Here is a 23,339-nt window from a genome sequence, read left to right as displayed (position 1 = left end):
GGCAATAAGCCGGGACGAGAACGAACCGGCAGAGCGCAGATGAACGACAAGTTACTGCTCGGGCGCCGCCGTGGTTTACAGAACGGCTCGGCGCGGTGAGTGATTGAATAGCGCAGTTCGCGGCGCCGGTGCTCGCGGCCTGAAGCGTTTTCCGCGTTCAGCATGTCGTGGTTTTGCGAGCCTCATCGAATCGAAGAGCAGGCAGCACGTCTGTTGGGGGATGATGGCCGCAACGGCTGTGCGGACCCGCAGCCGCGCGTCGGATGCCGAAAAGAGACAGCACGCGCCCGACCACTTGCAAGCGGCGGCGCGTGATATAGCGGGGCGCGAGTTGACCGCGATCATTGCAGGGGGCGGCGAGTCGTCGTGATTAGGCGCGAGCGCGCCGTTGGGTACGTTACGTACACAACTGCCATACATGCAGCTACTTTACCTGACATGTGGGCTGCTCTTTGCGGTGTGATATTGCGACCGCGGTGGTAGAACCGATGCAGGTTCATGATTCTGTGCGAAATTATGCTGCGAGCGCTAAACGTTCCGATTGAGTCAATTCGTACTGTTGTAGCCATAGCCGAGACAGGCAGCTTGACGAAAGCCGCAGGCAAGCTCGGGCTTAGTCAGCCCGCGGTCACCGCCCAGGTTAAGCGATTGCAGGGACTGATTGGCGGGCAACTGTTTGACAAAACGCCCAATGGCACGACCGCGACCGACCTCGGCGAACTCGTCCTCCAGCAGGCTCGTATAATACTCGAGGCTAACGACCAAATGCTCAGGCTTGCCGGTCGTGGCAACGCGACCGTTCATCGTGTCGGCCTCAGCAGCCTCTTTGCTCAAAGACTTTTGGAGCGGGCCGGAACAGACGACTTTTCGGACCTCTTTATATGCGCCGATCATTCCAGCGCGATCCGCAAGGGTCTGATCGAAGGCTACATAGACGTAGCCTGCATTTTCACTACGGATGTGGATTCCGATCTTTCAAAAACCATCCTTGAACAACGGACATTCCCGGCCACCTGGGTTCGCTCGCGCGATTTCGTCCACCGCCCGGGCACTCCTATTCCGATAGTAACCCTTCCTGATCACGACTGGATGATCGCTCAGTTGGACAGGATGGGATCGGCCTACAGGATTGTTCTTCACGCCTCCGACCACCTGGTGAGACTGTCAGCCGTGCGCCTTGGTGTGGGTCTGACTGCACTGCCTTCGTTCTGCGTGCCTGACGATCTGGTTCAATCGCCCGACTACTACCTGCCGCAACTGTCCGATCTAAGGGCTATCATCTGTGCGAGGCCGGGGTTGCGAAAGGAGGTTGCGACGAGACTTTTACAAAGGGTCAAAGGAATATTCGACGACAAGCACCATCAACCCCACCGTGCTCGTTCAGTAGAGACCATGAATAGACGGTGACCCGAATCGCGGACGGTGGTCCGCCGACAGTTAGACGGCCCTGCCTGCCTGGGGACCAAATCAGGGGCGGATTTCGGAACTCCGCGATCTCCCGGTGCGCACGGATCACCTGCTGGAATTCTGCTGATTGAGAGCAGTCTTTAACTGTGTTTCGAGTCTAGCTCTCTTACGCCAAATGCCAGACCGGAACTTTCGCTGTAAATAGAAGAGTTGGATTGAGAGTGGTGCTCTCGATTGACGCCGACGATACCGCGTAGGTTTTGCAGCTGGTTTTCCGCAATCCTGTAATTGTGTTTGAGTTCCGCCGGAGACTTCCTGTTGCGACCTTTGAACGTGTCCATAGAGGCGATCTGTTCGAGCAGCTCCCGGAAGTCCGGCGGGGTCGGGGCGCGGACCCTTTGCAAATCTGCACCATCAAATCATCGTAGGCAGGATCGGTCTTCACCTTCGACGGTGGTATCGGAACAATCGTGGCCTGGGCCAACCATTCGGCGTTCAAGACCGCAGACAGGTCGCGAGCGCGTCGGGCAATCGCCGGAGCCTTGTATTGGTGACCACCATCGTTTCGCTTCTTCTGAAGATTATGGATCAGCTGATTGGTGTCGCCGCCGCGCCACCCCTTGCGGGCCGTGTACTCGTACAGGTCATGACAATCGTCGTCCTCATGAGGTACCAGTGGTCTCGTCAATTTGCTGGAGCAGGCGTGCCATCACCTAACGCGCCCCAGATATCGGCGAGGTCGCGGACACGGATCGCGCCCCGCTTCTCGAAGTTTGCCGGCCAGGTGATGTCGTCTCGCTTGAAGCAGGAAGCGAGGATGAACAGCTTGCGCCCCTGTTGAAGGGCGGCGCGAGCCTGCGTGAGCGTCCCGCTCGTGTCGCTAGCCTCCACTATTATGGTGCCCTCGGTGAGAGCGCTCATCGTGACGTTCCGCTCAGGGAAAAACAGCTTGTTCTGCGGAACGTGCTGACTGGCGTAGCTGAGCACTGGCACCTGAGAGATGAGCAGATGCTGCTCCGCGATGCTGCGCTGGAGAGGCTGGTTTTCCTGTGGGTAATAGGTCCCGATCGGCGTACCGATCACAGCGATGGTATGGCCCTTCGCGTCAACTGCGGCCGTATGAGCAGCGGTATCAATGCCGGTTGCCAGTCCCGACACGACGCTGAAGCCGCGCTTGACTAGCGCTCGAGCAATCTTCGCCGCGCGTCGCACCCCCTCTTCACTCGGATTGCGGCTCCCAATGACTGCGACGCACCGAGTCTCTGCGAGTTCCCAAGCGCCTTGGAAATACAGCATCTCCACAGGATGCTTCGCGTCCCGCAGCTTGGAGGGATAATTGCCCGTGAGATTTAGCCTGGTGCCGAAGCGGGACACTCCCGATTTCTTCAACGTCGCCAAGACTTCCGAGGCGCGCACATCGGCGACCGATGCCGACACGAAATCAGACGGCACGGCAGTCGGGTCTGCTGAAAATTTCTCGGCGATGGTTTTGACGTTGTACCTTTTTCAAGCCAAAGAGCCTCGTACGCGCCTAGCTCTCGGCGCGGCGAAACGGATGATACAGCCGGGCCATCGTTCATTCGTGCAAGAAGATTCATGGATCGACTAGATGCCCTAATGGGCCCGGCTCCGAGCAAGGGGTGAAGATGGTGGCTGTCGCCCGATAGATGATGAAACGGGGTCACGACCTGAGTCGGCCCCAAGCATCTGGAGACGGAGGACAGCCGTGGAGAACTATGCCGGAATCGACGTGTCATTGGAACTGTCGAGCGTGTGCGTTGTGGATGCCCAGGGTAAGATCCTGAAGGAGGCGAAGGTAGCGAGCGAACCCGACGCCTTAGTCGAGTTTTTCGAGAGGCTTGGGTTTGCGATAAAGCGGATCGGGCTGGAGGCGGGGCCGCTGTCACAGTGGCTGCATGCGGGCCTGAAAGGAGCAGGCTTCGAGACGGTTCTGCTCGAAACACGGCATGTGAAGGCCGCATTGGCTGCGATGACGGTAAAGACTGATCGCAAGGATGCGCGCGGGATCGCCCAGTTGATCCGGATGGGATGGTTCGGCCTGTACACGCAAAGTCGGTCGATGCGCAGGAGATCCGGGCCCTCCTAATCGCACGTGAACAGCTTCTCGGGCTGCTGATCGACGTAGAGTTGAGTATCCGCGGGATTTTGCGTGGCTTTGGTCTGAAGGTAGGCCCGGTGACGCGGAAAACGTTCGAAGCGCGGATCCGAGAGTTGGTTGCGGGTCAGGCGACATTGGAGCGCATAGCCGCGGCGATGCTTTCGGCCCGATCGGCCTTGAAGGCAGAGTACGGAAGGCTGCACAAGGCTGTGCTGGCAATTGTGCGTGACGATGCAATCTGTCGCCGGCTGATGACAGTACCGGGCGTTGGTCCCCTGGTGGCTATCACCTACAAATCGGCAATTGATGACCCTTATCGCATCGTAAAATCGAAGGCGGCAGGCGCGCTGTTCGGGCTCACGCCAAAGAAATACCAATCGGGAGAAAAGGACGTCACGGGCGGGATCACGTTGGCTGGCGATGAAACGGTGCGCACGGTGCTGTACGAGGCCGCCAACGTTCTGTTATCGCGCATCACGCGGTTCTCAAAACTCAAGCGTTGGGGGATGGACGTCGCCAAGCGGCGAGGCTCGAAGCGCGCAAAAGCCGCCCTGGCACGCAAGATCGCAGTGATCCTGCATCGGATCTGGGTCGACGGCACAACTTACCGATGGGCTGAAGCGGGGCCGATCGCAGCATAGTGGACGTGGAGGAGATCAAGAACGCAACCGGGCTGAACAGAAGCCCAGTGCCCGAAGTCCCGTCGCCGGGACGGTGGATCCGGTGAAGCCGTTACACGGCCAGTGGCCGTCATCTGATGAACCACGCGTATCTAGATAGGTTCACCGCTCCCTCTGACAGCATGATGTGGCGGCCAGGCGTTGACCACGGACAGAAGCATGAGCTCGGCGGCGTGACGTTCACTCGGGAGGCTTGACATCATCGGGCCCATTACAGAAGGCCGCGTACTCATAAATTTACTCGATGTCCGTTTACCCCGACACCGACCACCTTTGTGCAATTGCAGCAAATGTCGCGAGGGGCCAACTGCCGACGTTCCAAAGTGAATGAGACCACCAACAGTTATTCTGTCGGCGCTATTGGAGGAGCGGCGTCAAGTAGCCCGAAACAGACTATCCCCGCACTCAGACTGCAAGACGATCCAAAGGAATCGAAATCCTTAACCTGAGCCCGCTCGGTAACCAATCATATTCCACCTTGCCGCCCAGTTGCGCGGCAATGCTGCGCTCCGCAAGCACACTCCCAAAACCCCTTGCCGAAGGCGCTGCAATAATAACCGGGCCGCCTGTCTCCTCCCATTCAAGATGGAGGTCCCCGCCTTGCGTCTCCCATGCGATGTTTATCGAACCGGTCGGCTCCGATAATGCGCCATACTTGGCCGCATTCGTAGTGGTTTCATGGAGCGCGAGTGCGAGGCTTGTAACGGCCATAGGACCCACGGGGACAGTTGGTCCTCTTACCATGATGCGTTCGCTGGACGCCTCATCTTCATACGGCTGCAAGACCGTTCGCACCACGTCTCCCACCGTCGTTCGCTCGCTATGCGCCTCGGTACCCATGATTCCAGGACGGATTAGGTCCTTGGCATGCATTAGAGCGTCAAGACGGCCTCGTAACGATTGAGCCATCTCTTGCGGAGTTCTGGCTGACCGAGCGCTCAGACTTATGATGCCGTGGAAAACGGCAAACATGTTCTTTACGCGATGGTTTGCTTCCCGAGCGAGCAACCGTTGGCGCTCTTGCGCAACTACACGCTCGGTCGTCTCACTAACGATGCAAAGTACACCGCCAGTTTCGCCAGCCTCGTTCTGAACTGGAGAATACGAGATGTCGAAATAAACTGTCTCTGGGTAGCCGTGCCGCTCAATGTAGAAGGGGCGGTCCTTTGCGAAGACTGTTTCGCCGGTGTCAAGGACGCGCCTGAGAAGCGGTTCTAAATCGTCCCACAGCTCGGCCCAATTTTCGCGTGCTGGTCGCCCAAATGCCTTTGGATGCTTCTGACCTATCGTAGGAGCATAGGCGTCGTTGTAGAGAGCGACAAATTCGGCTCCCCAAAACAGCACGATTTGTGCTTTGGCCGGCAGCATAAGGCTCACCGCGCTCCTGAGGTGCATTGGCCACCCAACGATTGGTCCCAAGCTGGTGGTGGACCAGTCGAAAGACCGGATGAGCGCGGCAGCTTCGCCCTCAGCCCGCGGAAAATCGCCTTTTACTTCTCGAACAGTGCCCATGGCGATCAACAAAGCAAACGCTGGAATCGGGAACAATGGCCCACGAAACCCTGATGTCAACAGAGCAACGACGAGATGGGCATAACGAGCTGTCGCAACGGGCCCTATCATCAACCGCCGCTGTAGGTCGGCGGTCGGCCGAGAATGTTCCCGCCGCGACGCTTACGTCTCCAATTAGCAAAAGAACTCAACGGCTTGGAACGCTGCACCCCTCTGTAGGTTGGCTGACCAGCATCCGAGGAGCCAACGATGGTCCCCCAAGCGCAGCAAAAAGAGCTAACGGATCAGGGTTTTGTTCGTGGAGGACGAATGGTTCATCCGATTTGACGCAGCTGAGCAGCTTCGAGGCGCGGGGTTTGAGGTTATTGAGGCGAGGACCGCCGATGACGCGATGGACTACATCTCATCAGGCGAGCGGATTGACGCGCTGATACCCTCACCAACCTTCTCCACGCCCCTTCCCTCATGGTTCTTGAGGCTGTGCTGGATGCCCAGCACCAATGCCTTGCACGTCGTCGCCCGTGGCGTCCTGCACGCCATGGGCCGCTAGTCGTCATCGGCTCCGTGGCCGTCCTGAGCACGTCCAGCGCCCGCCGTAGAGGGTGCCGCGCCTGAACCACGGGTTAGGGTTCCGCCGCTTCACCGCGATCCGCCCCAGGTTGTAGCTGGGGTCCAGCATCTTGATGACGGCCTCGACGTGTCGCATCTGCTCAGCCAAAGTGTCGTGCTGTTGCCGGTTGGCGAGTATCTGCCCGCCCAGCTCCATAGGAAGCCGTTCAAGGGTGTTGATGGCCGGACGGGTGTGAGGGTCTTTCGTCGGTCTGCCGCGCATTGCCGCGCCCTATCGAATATGATAGCTAACGGATATGGATGGTTTGACCGGAAGTCAAGGCCAGTCTATCATATTTGTTAGCTCACGAAATCGATAGGAAGCGCTATGGTCCTACCCAAGGCGGAAAAGGAATGGGGAGAGCGCGCGAGCGCCTTCCTCAAGGCCGAGTTGAAGAAAGCCGACGTGACCTACGCGGAATTGGTCAAGCGGTTGAAAAAGCACGGCCTCAAGGATGAAACGGAAGCCGGGATTACCATGAAGCTCAAGCGGGGATCGTTTACGGCGATCTTCTTCCTTGCATGCGTCGCAGCACTAGAACTTGAGCAGGTAGTGCTGGAGGAGATTTGACCGCAAAAACCGGCAATTTGGTACCTTGAGGCGTTTTCAGATCGTTCCGTGATCGGGGAGAAACATATTGCTGGCGCTCGCACGAAATAGAGCGCAGGTTTGTCTCTATCACCGCACGGCCTTTCGGCATCTATCGGTGACGAGATCGCTGTCAGTCACCGCGCTCCCGCCTCGCCCCAAAAAAAGCAAGTGGAGCGCGCAATGCCTGAACTCCCACGTTTCGAATCCCATTCAGTCCCGGCACGCATTTGCCTTGGCATTGCAGCTTTCAGTACTGCCGTGCTCGTCCTCATAACCCTTGTGGCGTTTGCGCCATAATACCGCAGCCGTGACCCTGTACGTGGCCCGCTATAATCGCTGCCTCGTAATGAGGCTCTGCGGACCACGCCAGCGGTTGCGTCGAGCATCGCTGTTCGCGCTGGACGATCCGGAAGACTGGATGCCGCGCAGCTGGAGCTCGCCCCCCGGTGCGTCTCGGGGTAGTCTGAGCGCCCGACGCTACGGCTGCCGGCTCTCGCATCCAGCGCACGGTTGACGCGCTGCATGAGTCCACAAACATGGTTCTCGGCATCAGGAGCCCAAAATGAAGGACATGCAGGCGCACTTGGAGAAGCTTCGCGTCGAAGCGGAGGAGTGCAAGCTGGCGACCAATCCGACAAAGAAAGAACTGTTTGCCAAGCTGGCGGCACACCACCGGGCGCTACCTGATGAGGTCGAGCGGACCATGAAGGCCTCAGCCTAGCAAGTCCGCCAGCTAGCGACGCGGAAGATTAAGGCCACTTCCGCAAGGGGCCTTTGCATGGCTCCATTCCTACAGCGGGACAATTTCCCGTAGCATCCCGGTGCAAGGACCGCACATCGATTTGCTACCCCCTACGTATGCCAGGCACCTTCACCCACAGGGGCGTCACCTTCGACGTGAGACGCCTATATGATGATCAGTTCGAGATCATCATTGAGATCGGCGGAGAAACCACCCGCCATACCGTGCGCACACGATTGGCAGAACTAGCGAAGCGCCGGGCCGAGATGCTGATCGATCGTAAGCTGAAAACAAAAATCAGGCCTGTGTAGGCCGCCCCAGTTGGCGGCCTCTAACAGAAAACGGCCCCAGCACCTTTGGGGGCCTAGAGGCTGGTGCCGGGGCCAGTCGTCCTTTGATGAATCGGGACGTGACCCGAGGCTTTAAAACAAACACCGGTGTCAGAAATTGCTACTCCTTCCCGATGCGATTGGGTGTCTTAGTTTGTCGTTTGTCGCGGCAAGTGTCCTATCTGGACGGCGTAATAAGAGAGGGCCCCAGCGGTGAAGCTGGGGCCAGTGTGTAGCTGGGCGTCTCAGTGCCTGTAGCGGTGCGGCACCGAACAGGGCGACAAATGCCAATGCTTGCGCTTCGTTCCTACTCATAAAAGAAACCCCAGCATCCGGATCATGCTGGGGCAAGCTGGATCGCCGAGCCGCTGTCCGCCAGGAAGCAACGGTCGTCGTTCTAGGGCTGAAAAAATACGAAATGAAAATTAGCTGCCCTGTTGCTCGGATCATCCCAAACGACGCTCCGGTCCGAAAATAAACCATGTGAATCCCGGCGAGACAATTTCCGCTTTTTCCCGAGACTTGACGCCGCCGTCGATGGGAGTTTGAATTAACTCCTCGATCCTCTCCAGACCGAGAACCCCTACCGCACAAGGCGAGGCCCCGGAGAAGCGTGACCTTCAACCGCAACAACCCGCTGATTCACCAGCTCGCGAAGAGTTTCGTTCGCGTTCTGCTTCTCGATCGCGCTTGCGATGATTTTGAGCGCGTCCTCAACCGCTTTCACTCGAAATTCGAGCATGTCCAGTCGGCCTCCGAACTTGTACCCACCCACCTATGAAGGCCACGAGGGCCAAGATGGACACGCTGCTGTTGCCAGACAGCAATGAACCCAATGTCCTTCTTCCGTCCGACCTCCAGGGGACTGCAACCCGGGTCAGCTAATGCTCCACGCGCGGCCCGTCTATGGGTCACGCAGCTTCCCTGGCGCTCGAGGACGGCGAACCTGCGCCTCAACCGCGCTGCCGAATCGCGGGCCCGGGTGCATAATTCGCTTTAGCACTTGTTAACGAAACGAACGTCAGGCCAGGTTACCGGGGATCAAAGCTCTAAAAAATTTTTGGCCCCTCTTGAAACCAAAAACGACTTTGCTAATTTTTTTGTCGCCACCGAACGGTGGTGTCCGGGCGCCTCATGGGTCCGGCCGTTGAGACGGGCACCGGTCGTGTCCGGTGCCGCTCGTAACCATCTTGCTCTTTGGAGGATTTGGCTATGCGCACTTATGATTTCTCGCCCCTTTGGCGTTCGACCATTGGCTTCGACCGCCTTTTTGATCTCGCGGAAATGGCCCAGCGGGCCGGCGAGGACAACTATCCGCCCTACAATATCGAACGGCTGTCTGAGGACCGCTACCAGATTTCGTTGGCGGTTGCAGGTTTTGCGCCCAACGAGATCACGATCACGGCCGAACAGAACGTGATCACCATTGAGGGCAGCAAGTCGGAGAAGGCTGAGCGCGATTTTCTCTATCGCGGCATCTCCACCCGCAGCTTCAAGCGGCAGTTCAACCTGGCGGATTACGTTCAGGTCAAGAGCGCCGCATTCGACAACGGCTTGCTCAAGATTGAGCTGGTCCGGGAAATCCCGGAAGCCGTGAAGCCGCGCCGTATCGCAATCAACGGCGTATCGGCCGACGATGTCCAGAAATTGGAAGCCAAGGCAGCCTAAGCAGGCTCCGACCGGCGCCGCGCGAGGCTTCGCGCGGCTGCCGCTCGTCGTCAATGCAAAGGAGGATACCATGCGGCCGACGACCGCTGACGACAACGTGTTTGACTTCAACGCGCTCCTGCATCCCGGCACCGCTTTCAAACATCCCAGCGATGTCGTGTGCCACGCCGGCCTGACGACGGCCGAGAAGCGGGCAATTCTGGCATCCTGGGCGTCCGACGCATCGGCGATAGCATCATGCCCGTCGCTCCGCTCGCCCGCCGGACTGAAGAAGCCCGTATCGTCGACGAAATCCTCGAGGCCCTGCGCGAACTCGACGGCAGACCCTGGAATCCTCCGGGTGGAAAGCCTTGTCGGTTGCGCTCAGCCGAACGTGCCTTGGCCGCCTGAGCCGGAAGGGGACGAGTGATGATCGAGGGAAATCTTGAACGCCTGCGTGCCCATCGCGCCAATATTCGGCGCTACCGCAGGCTGCTCGCGACGCGGCTCTCGGACCTGGAGCGAGCTTATATCGCACGCCGGATAAGCGAAGAGCAGCGTTCCGTGGAGGCTCTTTTGCGTGAGACGTTTCCCGATCGCCTCTCGCTGCAGATGGATCGCCGACGAGCAACGAACCTGGAGATGGCCCGGCTGCTGCATCCAGCCGAGGCCTTTGCTCATCCAATGGACGTTGTCGATGATTGCGACCTCACATCGTACGAAAAACGGGCCATTCTATCGCTTTGGGCCGCGGATGCTTGCGCCGTGAAAGACGATCCAGAATTGAACCGGACAATCGATGGAGCTGTGAGCTTCGACGACATCGTGGATGCCCTGCGCCTTCTGGAGTCCGATTCGGATCGAAGGACCGATGGCTCCAACCGAAAAGGCCGACGTTTTGGCAGCCATGAGGCGGACGATAGTCCCGCCCTGTAGACCGATGCTTTTGTTGCTCTGCCGCGACTCTGACGAGAGCGCGGCAGAGACGGGAATTTGTTGAGCGCTGCGAGGGGGAAATGTCTCAAACTGTTTCTCAGAAATTGCCGTCGCTCGGCACCGGGCTGACGAAGTATTTAGCGGAAATTAGAAAATTTCCGATCCTCACTCGGGACGAAGAGACCATCCTTGGTCGGCGATGGCGAAACCACGGCGATCGTGAAGCGGCTTATCGCCTGGTGACAAGCCACCTGCGTCTCGTTGCGAAAATCGGCATGCGATATCGAGGTTATGGGCTACCCGTTGCCGATATCATTTCCGAGGGCAATGTCGGCCTGATGCAGGCCGTGCGGCGATTCGATCCTGAGCGGGGCATCCGCCTTTCCACCTATGCCATGTGGTGGATCAAGGCAACGATCCAGGATTTTGTTCTTCGCTCCTGGTCGCTGGTGAAGATCACGGCGGACGCTGCCCAGAAGAAGCTATTCTTCAAATTGAGGCAATCGAAGAGTGCGATCGCCGCCTTGGAGGACGGGGATCTGAGGCCAGAACAGGTCAAGACGATCGCCACTCACCTCAAGGTACCCGAACGTGAAGTCGTGAATATGGACCGTCGCCTGCGTGGCGACCTGTCCCTGAATTTACGTCACAACGATGCCGGCGACGTCGGCGATGCCCTCGAACGGCTGGTCGATCCGTCGCCTACTCATGACGTGACGTTGGCCGAGCACCAGGAATTGGCTCAACGGCGCCAAGCATTGACAGCAGCCATTGAGAAGCTAAGCCCCCGTGAAAGACGTATCTTCACAGCACGCTATTTGAGTGAGGATCCCCCGAAGCTCGAAGCGCTTGCCTTGGAGTACGAAATATCGCGCGAGCGTGTCCGCCAAATCGAGCAGCGGTCATTTGAAAAGGTACAGTCCGCGATGCTGGCAGGAGGAAGCCTGTCTGAAAAGTCCATACAACATTCGAAGGAATGGTAAACACACCTTCGGCTCAGGCGCTTGACTATACGATACTAACGCCATTCATTCTTTGTCTGATGACCGCGAACAGCATGGCCGCGGCAGGAGCCATCTGCGCGGCACGACATATCTCCGCCATTTGAAACTGCTCGCCTGCGCTCAACGTCATTACTACAAAGGCATCAGAATAGTGCTGACGTCAGCTCGTTCGCCAAAGACACGGAGATTCGCGATTCCGCCTGAGGCGGTGCCACGCATTGCAACAATAGGGATTCGGGACGCACCGTAGTGGGCTCCCTCTTCCAGGTGGAGCTTGGTAAGCCCGACGCAGAAATTTCTGCATCGAACCCAGAATTTTTCTCAGACCCCTCTTGGAGCCAAACTCGTTTTTCCAACTCATTCTTTGCCACAGCCGCGGTGCCGGCCGCCTGATCGGGGCCGGCGGATTGAACTGCACACTGGATTGGTGTCCGGCGCTCCTTCGTACCCACCTTGCTCTTTGCAGGACCTGGTTATGAGGACCACGCTTGACTTCACGTCCCTGTGGCCATGATTGGAGCACCCGTTTTCCAGTCGCCGAGTCGGCGCTTCGCATCCGTGTCAGCGGTTGTGATCGATGGCGAAGCCGTGCTGCTCGGCATCGATGGCCGGAGCGACTTCAATGGCCTGCACTCGCGCCGGCATGACAACGAGGTGCAGCTGTACGCCTTCGACACTCGCTCAACGTGGTTCGCGGATGAGGCCACCGCTAAGCTTCGCATGGAGCTTATCCAGCAGTGCACCGGCGCTTTTGTTGATTTTGTGGACCGTCGGGTCAAGTTTCAGATCGGCCATTTGATAGACAGAGGCGCGCTCGTGCATCATCTCTTTGATCGTCTCTTCTGGATTATCGGTTTGCAGTAGCGGACGCGCCGTATCCCTGGCCAAGCGCTTGGTGATCGTGTCCAGATCGGTATTGATCCAGATCGAGATTCCCTTCTCACGGGTACGGTCGCGGATCTTCTCACTCATGAAGGCGCCGCCGCCGGTTGCGAGCACAATGGGGCCTCGCTCGAGCAATTGCAGGATCTCGCTCTCTTCCAGATCCCTGAAGTACTGCTCACCATGGTCTTTGAAGATCTCGTTGATCTCTTTGCCGGCCCTGGTCTCGATCACTTTGTCGGAATCGACGAAATCGAGGCCCAGCATGTTCGAAAGCTTGCTGCCGATCGAGGATTTCCCGGCGCCCATCATGCCGACGAGGACGATCGGCCTCTCGCCCAGGGCTGCAACGATTTGTCCGGCCATGGGAGAACGCTTGGGCATCTTGGGCTGGGCATTTCGCAATGCAAGGACCGCGCTGGCATCAGCGGTGCCGTCTGCTTCTGCTTCCCAATTCGGGATACTCGTCGCTTGATCGGGAAGTGGAACCTCGCCAACGATCTGTCTTGCGCGCTGCACGAGGTGCTCGACTCTGGATTGATCCATTGTCCCGCTGCCTCGCTGCAGCATCTTGTAAGTATCGTGATTGGCAAGCTTGGCCTGGTAGCTGGCTGGTGTATGGAACTCGACCTCGAAGCGGTAACCTTCAGGCGTTGCAAAGACGGTTTTGATCCCGGCATAGGTGGGATTTCGCGTCCTGAACCAATTGGTTGTGCTGAGCTCGGTATAACCCTGCTCATCAAGCGTAAGGACGGCTTTCCTGAAGCCCGTTGTAAAATCGCCGTCAGGGATTTCAAAGACGTGCCGTACGGCGTTGCTGATCAGCTGTGAGGTGGTGCCGGAGGGGAGGCTCTTGCCGGTGAGTTGGTCGGTCAATGATTGGTCGGTCCGCAGGCGATGCTGATCGTGCGGCAGATTCACCTGAATGCCGTGTTGTTCCTCCAAGTTCGCCACGACATCGCCGACTGTTTTCGTGATCGCCTCATCTTCGCGTCTTGCCCGATCCGTCTCGCGCCTGGCGCGGACGGCAGCCTCCTCGCGGCTCAGCGTGATCATCGCGCCGTCTTCGGCGGCAGGCCGGGCGTCGGACGGCTCTGGCAGAATACCGCTTTCCACGCTGAGCCTGATCGAGGCTTCCATGACGGAGGCTGCCAGCGTCGGATTGTCCTTCAGATCGGTCAACGTCGCCTCGACGTCCAATCTGCCGCGGTTGAGATGGGCCGCCATGCTCTTGGTATAAGGCACCGACTTCGGTGTCGGGGTTGCCTGCAGCAATTCCTGCAGACGTTTGCTTTTGGCCGCGTACAGCCGAGCCCCCGTGTCGGATTTATAGGCGTCGGTGCCAACCTTGACGCCGAGGCTCAGGAAGTTGTTCGCGCTTTTGACTAGATCGTCGGCAACGTAACCATCGGGCAAGGGATGCATACGCGCGGGATAGTTGTCGACGAGAAGCTGGATGCGCTCTCGCGGCTGAACAGCTGCCGGGTAAGTCTCCGCCAGATCCGGGAAAAGTTCGCACAGCTCCGCACTTAATGTCAGCCTTGCGTCATGCGGCCCGTCGTGCGCAACACCCAAGGATTGCTCCCAGGCCTCGAGATCGGCAGTGAGCCGATCGGCCATTTCGCGGGCGACCGGATGGCGTGCCGCCTTGATCTCCGCTCTCGCTCGGTCGAGCTTGCCCTCAATATCGGTCCGGTTCACCTGTTCCTGGTCCAGCAGCCCACGCAGCTCGCGCTTGAGTTCGTGGTGAACACCTTCGTAGGTGCCGAACAAGGCACGCTCGGCAAACCAGTGTCGCGCTTCATGCGATTGCCCCAGAAAGCTTCGCAATAGGCCGGTATAGGTTTCCAGCACACCCTGCGTGGCGGCGAGGATTTGGCTCGCGCGGCTGAATTGATACCGATTGTCCTCGATCGCGGGGGTGTGCGATTTCGGCGGCTTGAGCGAACGGACGCCACGCGCCTGCTCCTCCTGATCGAATTGCCGCACATGCTGATAGAGCGCGGGACGGTCACCGACGATGATGACGGCGTCTCCGTCGAAATCGCCATCGAGCCGTTTCTGTTCGACAGGCGGCACGGCAACCAGCGAGCCCGGCGCGAACACTTCGGTCGCCTGCAGGATCCCGACGGTCTCGAGCGCGGTGTCCTGTTTCGCGCGGTCCTTACCGCTCGTCCAGCTCGAATGGATCTTGACGTCCTCGGAAGACATGACGAGGTCGCGGTCGGCAAAGTCAGCTGGCCAGATCTCGTCCGGCACCACGATCAGCAAGCCTTTTGCAAAGAAGGTCGGATCGTCCGCGACCAGTTCGTCGTGCGATTTCTGGGCGACATTCAAGCTATATTGTATGGCAACGCACCGATCGAGGAATGCCGCCGTCGGGTCCCCATCGGCTGCCGATCTGACCTGCTCAGCTGAAAATGGACGCAGGTTCGGCTTGTCGTACGGCGATCGCCCGACCAGCACGCCTGTCGTACCCGCCAAGGTGTCGCTCTTGATGGTCGGCACATGCAGACGCCCATCGCTTGAGGGGACGGCAACTGCGGCAGGAGCATCGATGTGTGCGGCCGTCACGGTCCGATAGAGCTCCTCGGACGTGAGTTCCATGTTGTCTCTGCTCTTGAGCCAGATCCTGGCCTTCTCTCTTGCCTCCTCCGCGACGGTCTCGCTGCGAGGATAATGATGCAGCGCCGAGGCAGGCAGGGATGCTCTCTTGCCCTCGGCATAAGCCGGGAGGCGATCGGGACCATTCTGGTCGCCGGCGCGGCAAACGGCGCGCATTTTCTCAGCCAGTGAGGTCTTGATGAATCCTGTGCCGTCATGCGGTCGCAACGCGATTGGACCTTGCGGTCCAACGAGCGCGAATGGATGAGCCCGCTCGGCAGGCCGGTCGGGGAGAACGGAGATTTTGAAAGCGCCTTCGAGGACGCTGTCCTGGGGCGCGAGACCTTTGATGGATGGTGAGCCCGCAAATCCCCTGCGCTGGGTATAAAAGTAAGCTTCCTTGAATGGCCCCCAGGCGCGCGACAGCTGCTCGAAATCCGTGCCCGCTGCGGTGTCGGCATACGGAATTGCCAGGAGCTTGCCGCCGGTCTGCTCGATCCGCCGCCCGCCTGGCGCGCGCGCGGCGACCTGCGCCAGGGACAATCGCGGCGGTTTGAGCTTGCTGCCGCCGAACAGATCCATCCGATACGGTACGCCATCGACTGCGAGCGTGCGGGTCAACATGAAGCTGCTGGGTTTTCCGGGCAGCTGCACCGCGACCACCGGTACTTTCCCCTGCGTCAGACGATGAAAGACCGAATATCGTACTTCCGACTCCATGGTCAGGGGCTGTCCCCGCATGTCCACGACCGGCAGCTGCATCAGTCCGGCATTGCCCTGCGGTGGACGCGGCTCGTGGTCCATGTCGCGCAACACCTGGTGGGCGTCAAATCTCGCGGCAGGACGTTGAGCATGGACCGTTGCGACATTCTGCTCGAGGAACGAATCCAGCGCATCGAGCGGGTTATCCGCCTCGATGTCCGCTATCAGGTTCCAGCTCATATTGGACAGATCGCGCTCGATCAGATCGCGTGTGCTGCGCAGGATCTCTCTGGTCCCGCGCTCCAGCTCCTGCTGCCTGATCCGCAAATCCGATCGGTCGCCTTCGACATAGGGGCGTCGATAAAGCTTCTCGAGCACCACACGGGCTTTAAGGACCTGGTAGACCGACAAAGCGGGGGTGCGGCTCGCGTGTGGGCCTCGGATCCGCTCCGCATCGGTGGCTGCCAGATGCGCCGCGATCTTGTCTTGCGTGACGCCTTGAATGTCGTTCAACAGGTTCAGCGCTTGCCTGCGATGCCAGCGCAGCTGCTTCTGCGAGCTGCGCGCCAGGGGCAAAACAGCGACACTGAGGTGACCCATGATCTCGAGGTTATGCTCGGTGGCAAAATCGTCACCGGTGCTCAGTTCCGCAAGCCTGGTCAACCCCAACGGCGCCAGCAAGGACAGATCGTCAAACAGCCGCGCCTTACCCAAGGCTTTGAAAACGTTGGCGATGCTCAGAACGCCGGCCTGCTGCAGGCGATCGTTCGCATAGTACAGATGGTGCGCGAGCTTGTGCAGGCGGTTCTTCAGAACAGCGGCTTGATCGTTCTCTCCACGATCTTCGGCCTCCATCGTGCAGCGCGCCAGAGCATTGGCAAGCATGCCGAACTCTGCCGTGGTGAAGGCATTAAATCGCCGCGCTCCGCTCCCAAAGCTGCGAGCGATCTCCATCACCGCCTGCTGGCACGCCTCCTCTTCCGGCCATTTGGCAAAATCATGCACAAGGGTCGCGACCGCCAATGGCTCAAGGTCAGACAGTCCGCCCTCGCGACGCATCATGCCGCGGGCGATAGCAGCTGTCGCCTCGCCGCAGCGTTCATGTTCCAGCTTGCCGAATCCATTCGCAAGGTTCCGCAAATTCTGCTGGGTAAAGCCGGACAGCCCATCACCCCGGCCGGCGCGGCCGCAGATTTCGGCCGCGATTGCCAACATGGCCTCGCTACAGTTCCTCTCGCGTGGCCACTTGCTGAACCCGTTGACGAGGTTTGCAAGTCCTTGCGGAGAAAATTCAGCGAGCCCGCGCGCGCCAGCCGCGCGGCGCGCGAGGTCGCCGCCCAGTAAAGCTGTCGCCTGTGCGCAGTCGTTATCGTCTGCCAGCTTGCTTAGACCGTTCACCAGCATTGACAAATGTTGGCTATTGAAGCGAGCGAGCGAGTTGGCGCGGTGACTGACCAGTTCAGTGGCGATCGAAACCAGGGCTGGGCCAGCGGCCTGTCCTGGCCACTTGGAAAAGCCGTTCGCCAGATTTGCCAGGTGCTGCTCACTGAAATCAGACAGTCCGCTGCCCCGGCCAGCGCGATCGCGCAGCTCGCTGGCAAGGGCGACGGCCATGGAATGTGAGCTCAGCTCGCCGGACCACTTGCTCAATCCGTTCACGATGTTCGCCAGGTCCTGCGGACTTGCGTTTGCAAGGCCGTTGTCGCGCTCAGCGCGGCGGCTAAGTTCCGTTGCAATCGGCACTGCGGCTTGACCTGCCCGTTCCGGCCATTTGCTGAAGCCATTCACCAGGTTCGCCAGGTGCTGAAAGCTAAGATCTGCGAGCCCGTCGACGCTCGTCGCGCGGCGACGGATTTCGGCCGCGATGAAAGCTGTCGCCTGGCCACAGTCTTCTGTCGGCCATTTGCTAAAGCCGTTCACGAGACTAGCAAGATCCTGCTGATTAAAGCGGGTGAGCCCGTCTGCGCGCGCAGCCCGAACCACGATCTGCCTTGCGACCTCGACCGTGGCCGCGCGGTTGACATTGTCGTCCGCCAATATGGTCTTGCTGAAGGCGTTCACCAGGTTCGCGAGCTCCCGCTCGTGAAAACGCGGGAGCTGGACGCGGCGGCCCACGACCTCGCGAGCGATCGCGCTTGTTGCCTGGACCGCTTGCGTCATGTCCGGCCATTTGGCGAATCCGTTCGCCAAGCTTGCCATGTCCTGTGGGTTGAATTCAGACAGACGGGCCGGTCGGTCGGCGCGGCGAAGAACCTCACTGGCTAGCGTGCGCGCAACGTCCTCGGTTGGTACTTGTCCGGTTAACTTGCTGAACCCGTTGACGAGATTGGACAGATCCTGGGACGAAAAATCCGAGAGTTGAGCTGGACGCTCGGCGCGCCAGACGATCTGCCGGCCGATCTCGCGGCTGGCGTGAACACATACTTGCTCTTCCGGCCTGTTGGCGAAGCCGTTCAGCAGCATTGCCAGGTCCTTTGGCTTAAAACCGGACAGACCCGGTCTGCCGCTTGCGCGACGATCGATTTGGGCCGCGATCAAGACTTCGGCGTGGCCAAGATTTGCGTCTTGCGGCCATTTGCCAAAGCCGTTGACGAGGTTCGCCAATTGCTGCTCATCGGCACGAAAGAGCCCGCTTGCGCCGCGATGGACGAGTTCGCTCGCAACCGCAATTGTGGCTCGCCCGCAAGCCTTCTCCTGCGGCCACTTGCTAAAGCCGTTCACCAGGGTGGAGAGGTGTTGCAAGGCAAAATCGGTCACCCCATCGGCCTCAACATGTTCTGCCACCACGAGGGCGGCGTCGCGGCAGGGCCCCTGGTCGGGCCACTTGCTGAAACCGTTGAGCAGCAAGGATAGATCCTGACTGCTTGACCTATTAAGCCCCCTTGGCTCATCGCGGCAGAATTCGGCGATCCGGATCGTCGCATCGCGACATTGCATGGACCGGGAGTGGCGGCCAAAGGAGGAAGCAAAAAGGGAGAAGGCTCCGGGGGCGACCTGTTTCATATGATCATTGTCGAGGCGCGATAGGCGAGCCGCCAGCGCTCTGCAAGCATTTGCTCCGACCTCGCCTGCGCGGCTGACCGCGTTGCATGCCATCGCGTAGGCCCATGAGGAGCCGATGTTGTCCTCGAACTGCGGAATAAAGCGCGTCTCGAAATATGCAGCCGCCTTTTGCTGGAATTCGGCGAGTTCCTGTCCGCGGAATTGTTTGCCGTGACGCACCACGGCACGCGAGAAGGCATCGATGTTGCGAGCGCCGGCGATCTCTGCGAGCGCGGCATTGAGGTCGTCCGAATCTCTGGAATGAGCTTGCGAAGTTACATGCCCAACGTTCCGGCCTGTGGCATTGTGAGCGCGCCATCCAGCTCCGCCACCTGGTCCTGCGACCGATTGAGGATGGGGTGCAAGCCGGCCTCTTTGCTCGGGGTCGACGCGGCCCTGAGTGCGCCAGGGCTGCTCTTGCGGACGCGTGTCAGTAGCCCCTCGGTAAGCTGCGCCACCGGGAACATCATAAGGCTGCGAATTCTGATGCGAAGGCGCAGCGTCAGGATGCCGTCCGTCCCTCTGGTCCTGGCGACCGGGAAGCGGCCGGGTATGTCGCTCGAGTGCACCTTGCCGCGAGCTGGCGGCCATTCGATCGCTCCGCCAAAGCTCTCCATCTCGACCCGGAAGACGGTCGTTCCCGCCTGGTGCGACATTGCCTCGATCGGGTTGATCGGAGCCTGAGCGATGAAGGGGCGTCGCAGGCACGCCCTCAAAGGGCCAGCCTGGCGCTCCGCCGCGCCAGTTGGAGACAAATTTCGATTGCGAGGCCAAGCCGCCACCTTGCGGTGCTCCGCCGGCTCGATCGGCACGCCACGAGCCGCGGTCCGAACGCGACGAGCTTGCCTCCGGATGCGGTGCGCCCCGATGACCTCCACGATCTCGCTCAAGTCCTCGACCATCGGCTGACGGCGCGGGTCGCTCCTCGAGGCGCCATCCTTGCACTCCGCTGCCCTGGCCGAAACCTGCTTCCATATGCGAGTGCCGCGGCCCTGCCGGCAAGCGTCCAGCGGCTTGATCGCCGTGCCAAGACCTGCCTGAGAAACGTGAGGAGGTAGCATCGCCATCAGGAGCAGGGCCATCGCCTCCGTAAAACCGGTCAGGGCCAGCACCAATGTTGTGCGATGGCCTATCGTCGACGCGCCAGGCTGGCATTTCGCCAGGGCGAGCGAAGCGGCCTTCTATATTAGGGCCACGCGCGCCTTCTCGCGCGCTTTCCTCCGCTCGATCAGCACGCCAGCGTTCGCCGGCCGGACGCGCGCCGCCTGCGTTCCCTAGCGGTGCGCCATGGCCGGCATCAAATCGCTCAGATCGTGAGCCGTCGGCCGCTTGTAAGGGCCTGTTATTGGTGTGCCAGCCGGGCGCCCCGCCAACACGATCCGAATTGCCTTCCCTATACGGCCCGCGCAAAACAGTTTGCGCGCTTCCATCCAATCGATTGCCACGCCACGGCTCGTCTGCCGAACGCGTGGAAGCTGCGCCCGCATTTTGTGCGGGCTCGTGGAATTGATCCGGCCTCCAGGAATCCGGAGCACGAGCGCTCGGCGCGGATCCATCGTCTACGCGCGACCTTCCTGAGACATCTCCCCTGCTGGACAAACGCCGTTCCTCCCGGAGCGCGCGCCCCGGCGAGGTTGACGTCTGCGGATCATCAAACGAGGATCTTGCAACGGTACGCAGCGCGCCGGCGGCGGCGGAAGAGCACAGATTCTGGTTGGCTCTGGTCGCGTTGTGCAGCGCATGCGCCAACATCCGATGGGCAGCGGAAGTTGGACGGACAGGCCGCTCCGACAGACCAGGGCTCGCACGGCGCTCCTCACCAGATGAGGTCGTGGGCAAATCATCAGGATCGGAGCGCATTTGATCCACGACAGAGTTGAATGATTGACGCTCTTCACCCTGCCCAGCAGCCGTTTCAACGCGAGCACTATCGGCGTTGTCGGCCTCGATGCGACCAGCCTCCGACATGAACGGTTTGCCGCGCTCATCAATGCCCCGCATAGTTCATCTCCGATCCAGACGGGAAAGCACGACCTACCCGCAACAAACTGGCTTCCCGACGCGAACAATTGTCACGAACGGCGGGGCAAGGCCGATACCGGATTCAGCTGACGGAAAGCTGACTTGAACTGATCACTGCAGTGAATTTGTCAGCTCATATGGGAGCCAGGCAGCTATCGAGCGCCGGCGATGAGCCGGGCGAAATGCAGGCCGCGGGTAATATCCGCTTGGCCTTCCGGACACCAAAATTTGCCGGCCCTTCCGCTCGAGCGCGCCTTCAAAACCCGAGCTGGCAGAGGGCGACAGATTGGCAGGTGATACCTTCTGGTGCCCGCGTACGAAATCGGCTTTCCCGACCACGTTGGCACCTCCGGCAAAACTCTGAACAACTGCACACGTAAGGACAATGGTGTCCCGGCCTCACGGAATCAGATGCACAACGGCACGCGGCCTCGTCGCAGCCAGGGACGAAGCCCGTCAGCTTCTCGCATTGATTGCCCTATCTTGGATCGATGGCGCGGCCTGGGGACTGAACGCTCGCGGCGAACGAAAGATGCGGCATTAATTGGCGATAACTCTAATATATTCAGTACCTTAGTCTAATTTTTGCATGATTTTTCAATGAGAAACTTTGCACAAGGGAGCGTTTTGGCTATGTTATCTATCATGACGAAGCTCGAACAGTTCAAGCGGCATCTCAAGCCAGGCCACGCCTATCGGCGGGCGGAATTGGCCCAATGGTCAACGTCTGTTGATCGGCATCTCAAGCAGTTGGTGGAAAGCGGCACGCTCAGGAAGCTTTCGGGCGGCCTTTACGCCTACCCGAAGGACACGGCCTTCGGTCCGGCTCCCGCCTCCGACAAGGAGGTCGTCGGCGCCTTCCTGAAGGACGACAGGTTTCTTCTCGCGTCACCAAACGCCTACAACAGCCTCGGCGTCGGCACCACGCAGCTTTACGACAAGACCGTCGTCTATAACCACAAGCGCCACGGCGAATTTCAACTCGGCAATCGCAAGTTTGCCTTTCGCGTGAAACCGCGCTTTCCCAAGTCGCTGACGCGGGAGTTTCTGCTCGTTGATCTGGTCAACAACGTCGATCAGCTTGCTGAAGCGAAGGACGAGGTTCTCAAGAGGGTCGCCCAACGCGCCACGTCATCGGACCGGCGGCGCCTGCAACAGGCGGTTCGTTCCTATGGAAACGAGCGAACAAGGAAGTTCTTCGATCGCGCCTTGAGAGCGAGCGGGTCGCATGCCGCGTGATTTCCTTCACAGCCATCCGCAATTCGGCGACTTGATCCGCATCGTGGCGGAGGAAAAAGGCATCGATCCAGCCCTGGTCGAACAGGACTACTGGATCATGCATTGCCTCCATGGACTCCAGCAGTTGGGCTTCAAGTTTCAGTTGAAAGGCGGCACGTCCGCTTTCCAAGGGGCACGGTATCATCGGCCGCTTTTCGGAAGATATCGACATTCTGATCGAGCCTCCGGCTGAGCGGGGATGTAAAGACCGGCAAGAACCACGACAAGCCGGCACATATTCAATCCCGGAAGGATTTTTACAATTGGCTGGCGCAAAGCATCAAGATCGACGGCATCGCGAAGGTCGAACGGGACACAGAGTTCGATGATGTCCCGAAATATCGTAGCGGGGATCAAGCTGACCTATCCCGGCACGGTCGAGGCCATGGAAGGTCTTCGCGACGGGGTGTTGCTCGAAGTTGGCTTCGATGCCGTTTCACCAAACGAGCCGAGGGACATCACGTCGTGGGTTTATGACTACGCCGCGGGCAAGGTCGAGATGATCGACAACCGGGCCAAGGCTGTCCCTTGCTATGACCCGCGCTACACCTTCGTCGAGAAGCTGCAAACGGTGGCGACGAAGTTCCGCCATCAGGAGGCTGACGGCCGCGACCCTATCGCGTTCATGCGCCATTACTACGACATCCACCAACTGCTGAAACGCGAGGATGTCCAAGCCTTCATTGGCACCGAGGCCTACAACAAGCACAAGGATGATCGTTTTCCGAAAGCGGACAACAAGGATATCGCCACGAACGAGGCCTTCATCCTGAGCGACGCCGAGACGCGCGCGCTGTATGCCGACGCCTACGAGCGCAGCAGCGCCCTGTACTATGAGGGCAAGCCGAGCTTCGACGAGATCCTGGTGGAGATCGGAAATTGCATCGGCAAGCTTTAGCAGGCTGTCATAAGAAAAGCGGAAACGTATTTTGAAGCTCAAACCCAACATCGCGGACCAAAAATTCTCAAAATCTGCACCTTGATCGTGATGAACGGCCCAGACAAGGAATGTCATCCACCGTCGCCGATGGCTGAGACCGGTTCATGATGGTCAAGATCAGTCGCAACCAACCGTGTCTGTGCGGGAGCGGATGGCAGTTTTGCGCGGCGCGGTGACGCCTTCCTCGGCGGTGTCGCAGAGGATGTCGACATCTTCCTGCACTTCCTTGGGCCAGGTAGATTCGGGATTGCCAACGGAGACCGAGTTGAATGTCCTCACTCACATAGCGGAG

At 59.4% G+C, this 23,339-nt stretch carries 17 protein-coding genes and 2 pseudogenes; 14 read left to right on the top strand and 5 right to left on the bottom strand.

The genetic code is table 11. The annotated features are described in order from the left end of the window. The first annotated feature begins 498 nt into the window (after positions 1 to 498). Entirely contained in the window at positions 499 to 1,407 is a 909-nt protein-coding gene (locus ACVIHF_RS03635; RefSeq protein WP_456791661.1) for a LysR family transcriptional regulator, read from the top strand. A gap of 684 nt (positions 1,408 to 2,091) precedes the next feature. Here the strand turns inward: ACVIHF_RS03635 and ACVIHF_RS03630 are convergent. Continuing rightward, positions 2,092 to 2,859, bottom strand: coding sequence for a DNA-processing protein DprA (locus tag ACVIHF_RS03630; RefSeq protein ID WP_456791659.1), 768 nt, complete (start codon positions 2,857 to 2,859; stop codon positions 2,092 to 2,094). A gap of 274 nt (positions 2,860 to 3,133) precedes the next feature. Here ACVIHF_RS03630 and ACVIHF_RS03625 point away from each other — a divergent pair. Continuing rightward, positions 3,134 to 4,167: pseudogene (locus tag ACVIHF_RS03625) on the top strand (IS110 family RNA-guided transposase). A gap of 444 nt (positions 4,168 to 4,611) precedes the next feature. Here the strand turns inward: ACVIHF_RS03625 and ACVIHF_RS03620 are convergent. After that, positions 4,612 to 5,754: an HWE histidine kinase domain-containing protein gene (locus tag ACVIHF_RS03620; RefSeq protein ID WP_456791658.1), complete on the bottom strand. Its 1,143-nt coding sequence runs from the start codon at positions 5,752 to 5,754 to the stop codon at positions 4,612 to 4,614. A gap of 256 nt (positions 5,755 to 6,010) precedes the next feature. Here ACVIHF_RS03620 and ACVIHF_RS03615 point away from each other — a divergent pair, with 256 nt between their 5' ends. The 3 genes from ACVIHF_RS03615 to ACVIHF_RS03605 all read left to right on the top strand — a co-directional run bounded on the left by ACVIHF_RS03615 (position 6,011) and on the right by ACVIHF_RS03605 (position 7,640). Next, entirely contained in the window at positions 6,011 to 6,268 is a 258-nt protein-coding gene (locus ACVIHF_RS03615) for a hypothetical protein (protein ID WP_456791657.1), read from the top strand. A gap of 387 nt (positions 6,269 to 6,655) precedes the next feature. Next, on the top strand, positions 6,656 to 6,898 hold the full coding sequence (locus ACVIHF_RS03610; RefSeq protein WP_456791656.1) for a DUF6471 domain-containing protein: 243 nt from the start codon (positions 6,656 to 6,658) through the stop codon (positions 6,896 to 6,898). Between the two features lie 583 nt (positions 6,899 to 7,481). Next, complete coding sequence (locus ACVIHF_RS03605) at positions 7,482 to 7,640, top strand: hypothetical protein (RefSeq protein ID WP_456791655.1); 159 nt, start codon at positions 7,482 to 7,484, stop codon at positions 7,638 to 7,640. A gap of 933 nt (positions 7,641 to 8,573) precedes the next feature. Here the strand turns inward: ACVIHF_RS03605 and ACVIHF_RS03600 are convergent. Further along, on the bottom strand, positions 8,574 to 8,732 hold the full coding sequence (locus ACVIHF_RS03600; RefSeq protein ID WP_456791654.1) for a hypothetical protein: 159 nt from the start codon (positions 8,730 to 8,732) through the stop codon (positions 8,574 to 8,576). Between the two features lie 470 nt (positions 8,733 to 9,202). Here ACVIHF_RS03600 and hspD point away from each other — a divergent pair, with 470 nt between their 5' ends. The 4 genes and pseudogenes from hspD to rpoH all read left to right on the top strand — a co-directional run bounded on the left by hspD (position 9,203) and on the right by rpoH (position 11,556). Continuing rightward, positions 9,203 to 9,658 (top strand): small heat shock protein HspD, encoded by a 456-nt coding sequence (gene hspD, locus ACVIHF_RS03595; protein WP_456794064.1) that lies wholly within the window; start codon positions 9,203 to 9,205, stop codon positions 9,656 to 9,658. Between the two features lie 70 nt (positions 9,659 to 9,728). After that, a pseudogene (locus ACVIHF_RS03590) lies at positions 9,729 to 10,048 on the top strand (hypothetical protein). Between the two features lie 18 nt (positions 10,049 to 10,066). After that, positions 10,067 to 10,573 carry a hypothetical protein gene (locus ACVIHF_RS03585; protein ID WP_456791653.1) on the top strand — a complete coding sequence of 169 codons (507 nt, stop codon included), beginning with the start codon at positions 10,067 to 10,069 and terminating at the stop codon, positions 10,571 to 10,573. An 80-nt stretch (positions 10,574 to 10,653) separates the two neighbouring features. Continuing rightward, the gene (rpoH, locus tag ACVIHF_RS03580; RefSeq protein ID WP_456791652.1) at positions 10,654 to 11,556 is read left to right on the top strand and encodes an RNA polymerase sigma factor RpoH; all 903 of its coding nucleotides are present in this window, start codon (positions 10,654 to 10,656) and stop codon (positions 11,554 to 11,556) included. Positions 11,557 to 12,258: 702 nt separating this feature from the next. On the opposite strand, the gene ACVIHF_RS03575 is transcribed toward rpoH, so the two are convergent. Together ACVIHF_RS03575 and ACVIHF_RS03570 are read right to left on the bottom strand one after the other, a co-directional pair. Next, positions 12,259 to 18,990, bottom strand: a complete 6,732-nt coding sequence (locus ACVIHF_RS03575) for a shikimate kinase (protein WP_456791651.1) — start codon at positions 18,988 to 18,990, stop codon at positions 12,259 to 12,261. A 92-nt stretch (positions 18,991 to 19,082) separates the two neighbouring features. Then, entirely contained in the window at positions 19,083 to 19,922 is an 840-nt protein-coding gene (locus ACVIHF_RS03570; protein WP_456791650.1) for a hypothetical protein, read from the bottom strand. Positions 19,923 to 20,691: 769 nt separating this feature from the next. Here ACVIHF_RS03570 and ACVIHF_RS03565 point away from each other — a divergent pair. The 5 genes from ACVIHF_RS03565 (at position 20,692) to ACVIHF_RS03545 (ending at position 23,223) form a co-directional block, all read left to right on the top strand. Beyond that, entirely contained in the window at positions 20,692 to 20,919 is a 228-nt protein-coding gene (locus ACVIHF_RS03565) for a hypothetical protein (protein ID WP_456791649.1), read from the top strand. A gap of 510 nt (positions 20,920 to 21,429) precedes the next feature. Further along, the gene (locus ACVIHF_RS03560; RefSeq protein WP_456791648.1) at positions 21,430 to 22,068 is read left to right on the top strand and encodes a hypothetical protein; all 639 of its coding nucleotides are present in this window, start codon (positions 21,430 to 21,432) and stop codon (positions 22,066 to 22,068) included. After that, on the top strand, positions 22,058 to 22,300 hold the full coding sequence (locus ACVIHF_RS03555) for a hypothetical protein (RefSeq protein ID WP_456791647.1): 243 nt from the start codon (positions 22,058 to 22,060) through the stop codon (positions 22,298 to 22,300). The genes ACVIHF_RS03560 and ACVIHF_RS03555 overlap by 11 nt, the downstream gene beginning before the upstream one ends. A gap of 132 nt (positions 22,301 to 22,432) precedes the next feature. After that, positions 22,433 to 23,005 carry a nucleotidyl transferase AbiEii/AbiGii toxin family protein gene (locus ACVIHF_RS03550; RefSeq protein WP_456791646.1) on the top strand — a complete coding sequence of 191 codons (573 nt, stop codon included), beginning with the start codon at positions 22,433 to 22,435 and terminating at the stop codon, positions 23,003 to 23,005. A gap of 146 nt (positions 23,006 to 23,151) precedes the next feature. Continuing rightward, positions 23,152 to 23,223 carry an SEC-C metal-binding domain-containing protein gene (locus ACVIHF_RS03545; RefSeq protein ID WP_456794063.1) on the top strand — a complete coding sequence of 24 codons (72 nt, stop codon included), beginning with the start codon at positions 23,152 to 23,154 and terminating at the stop codon, positions 23,221 to 23,223. Positions 23,224 to 23,339 lie beyond the last annotated feature (116 nt).

The organism is Bradyrhizobium sp. USDA 4506, from assembly GCF_054058795.1.
The sequence above is the reverse complement of the archived record's forward strand: the minus strand, read 5'-3'. Positions and strand labels throughout refer to the sequence as shown.

Coding starts and splice junctions, on each gene's coding strand:
- hspD (WP_456794064.1), top strand. CDS start 9,203: ATGCGCACTTATGATTTCTCGCCCCTTTGGCGTTCGACCATTGGCTTC.
- ACVIHF_RS03555 (WP_456791647.1), top strand. CDS start 22,058: ATGCCGCGTGATTTCCTTCACAGCCATCCGCAATTCGGCGACTTGATC.
- ACVIHF_RS03550 (WP_456791646.1), top strand. CDS start 22,433: ATGATGTCCCGAAATATCGTAGCGGGGATCAAGCTGACCTATCCCGGC.
- ACVIHF_RS03605 (WP_456791655.1), top strand. CDS start 7,482: ATGAAGGACATGCAGGCGCACTTGGAGAAGCTTCGCGTCGAAGCGGAG.
- ACVIHF_RS03600 (WP_456791654.1), bottom strand. CDS start 8,732: ATGCTCGAATTTCGAGTGAAAGCGGTTGAGGACGCGCTCAAAATCATC.
- ACVIHF_RS03610 (WP_456791656.1), top strand. CDS start 6,656: ATGGTCCTACCCAAGGCGGAAAAGGAATGGGGAGAGCGCGCGAGCGCC.
- rpoH (WP_456791652.1), top strand. CDS start 10,654: ATGTCTCAAACTGTTTCTCAGAAATTGCCGTCGCTCGGCACCGGGCTG.
- ACVIHF_RS03635 (WP_456791661.1), top strand. CDS start 499: ATGATTCTGTGCGAAATTATGCTGCGAGCGCTAAACGTTCCGATTGAG.
- ACVIHF_RS03560 (WP_456791648.1), top strand. CDS start 21,430: ATGAGAAACTTTGCACAAGGGAGCGTTTTGGCTATGTTATCTATCATG.
- ACVIHF_RS03585 (WP_456791653.1), top strand. CDS start 10,067: ATGATCGAGGGAAATCTTGAACGCCTGCGTGCCCATCGCGCCAATATT.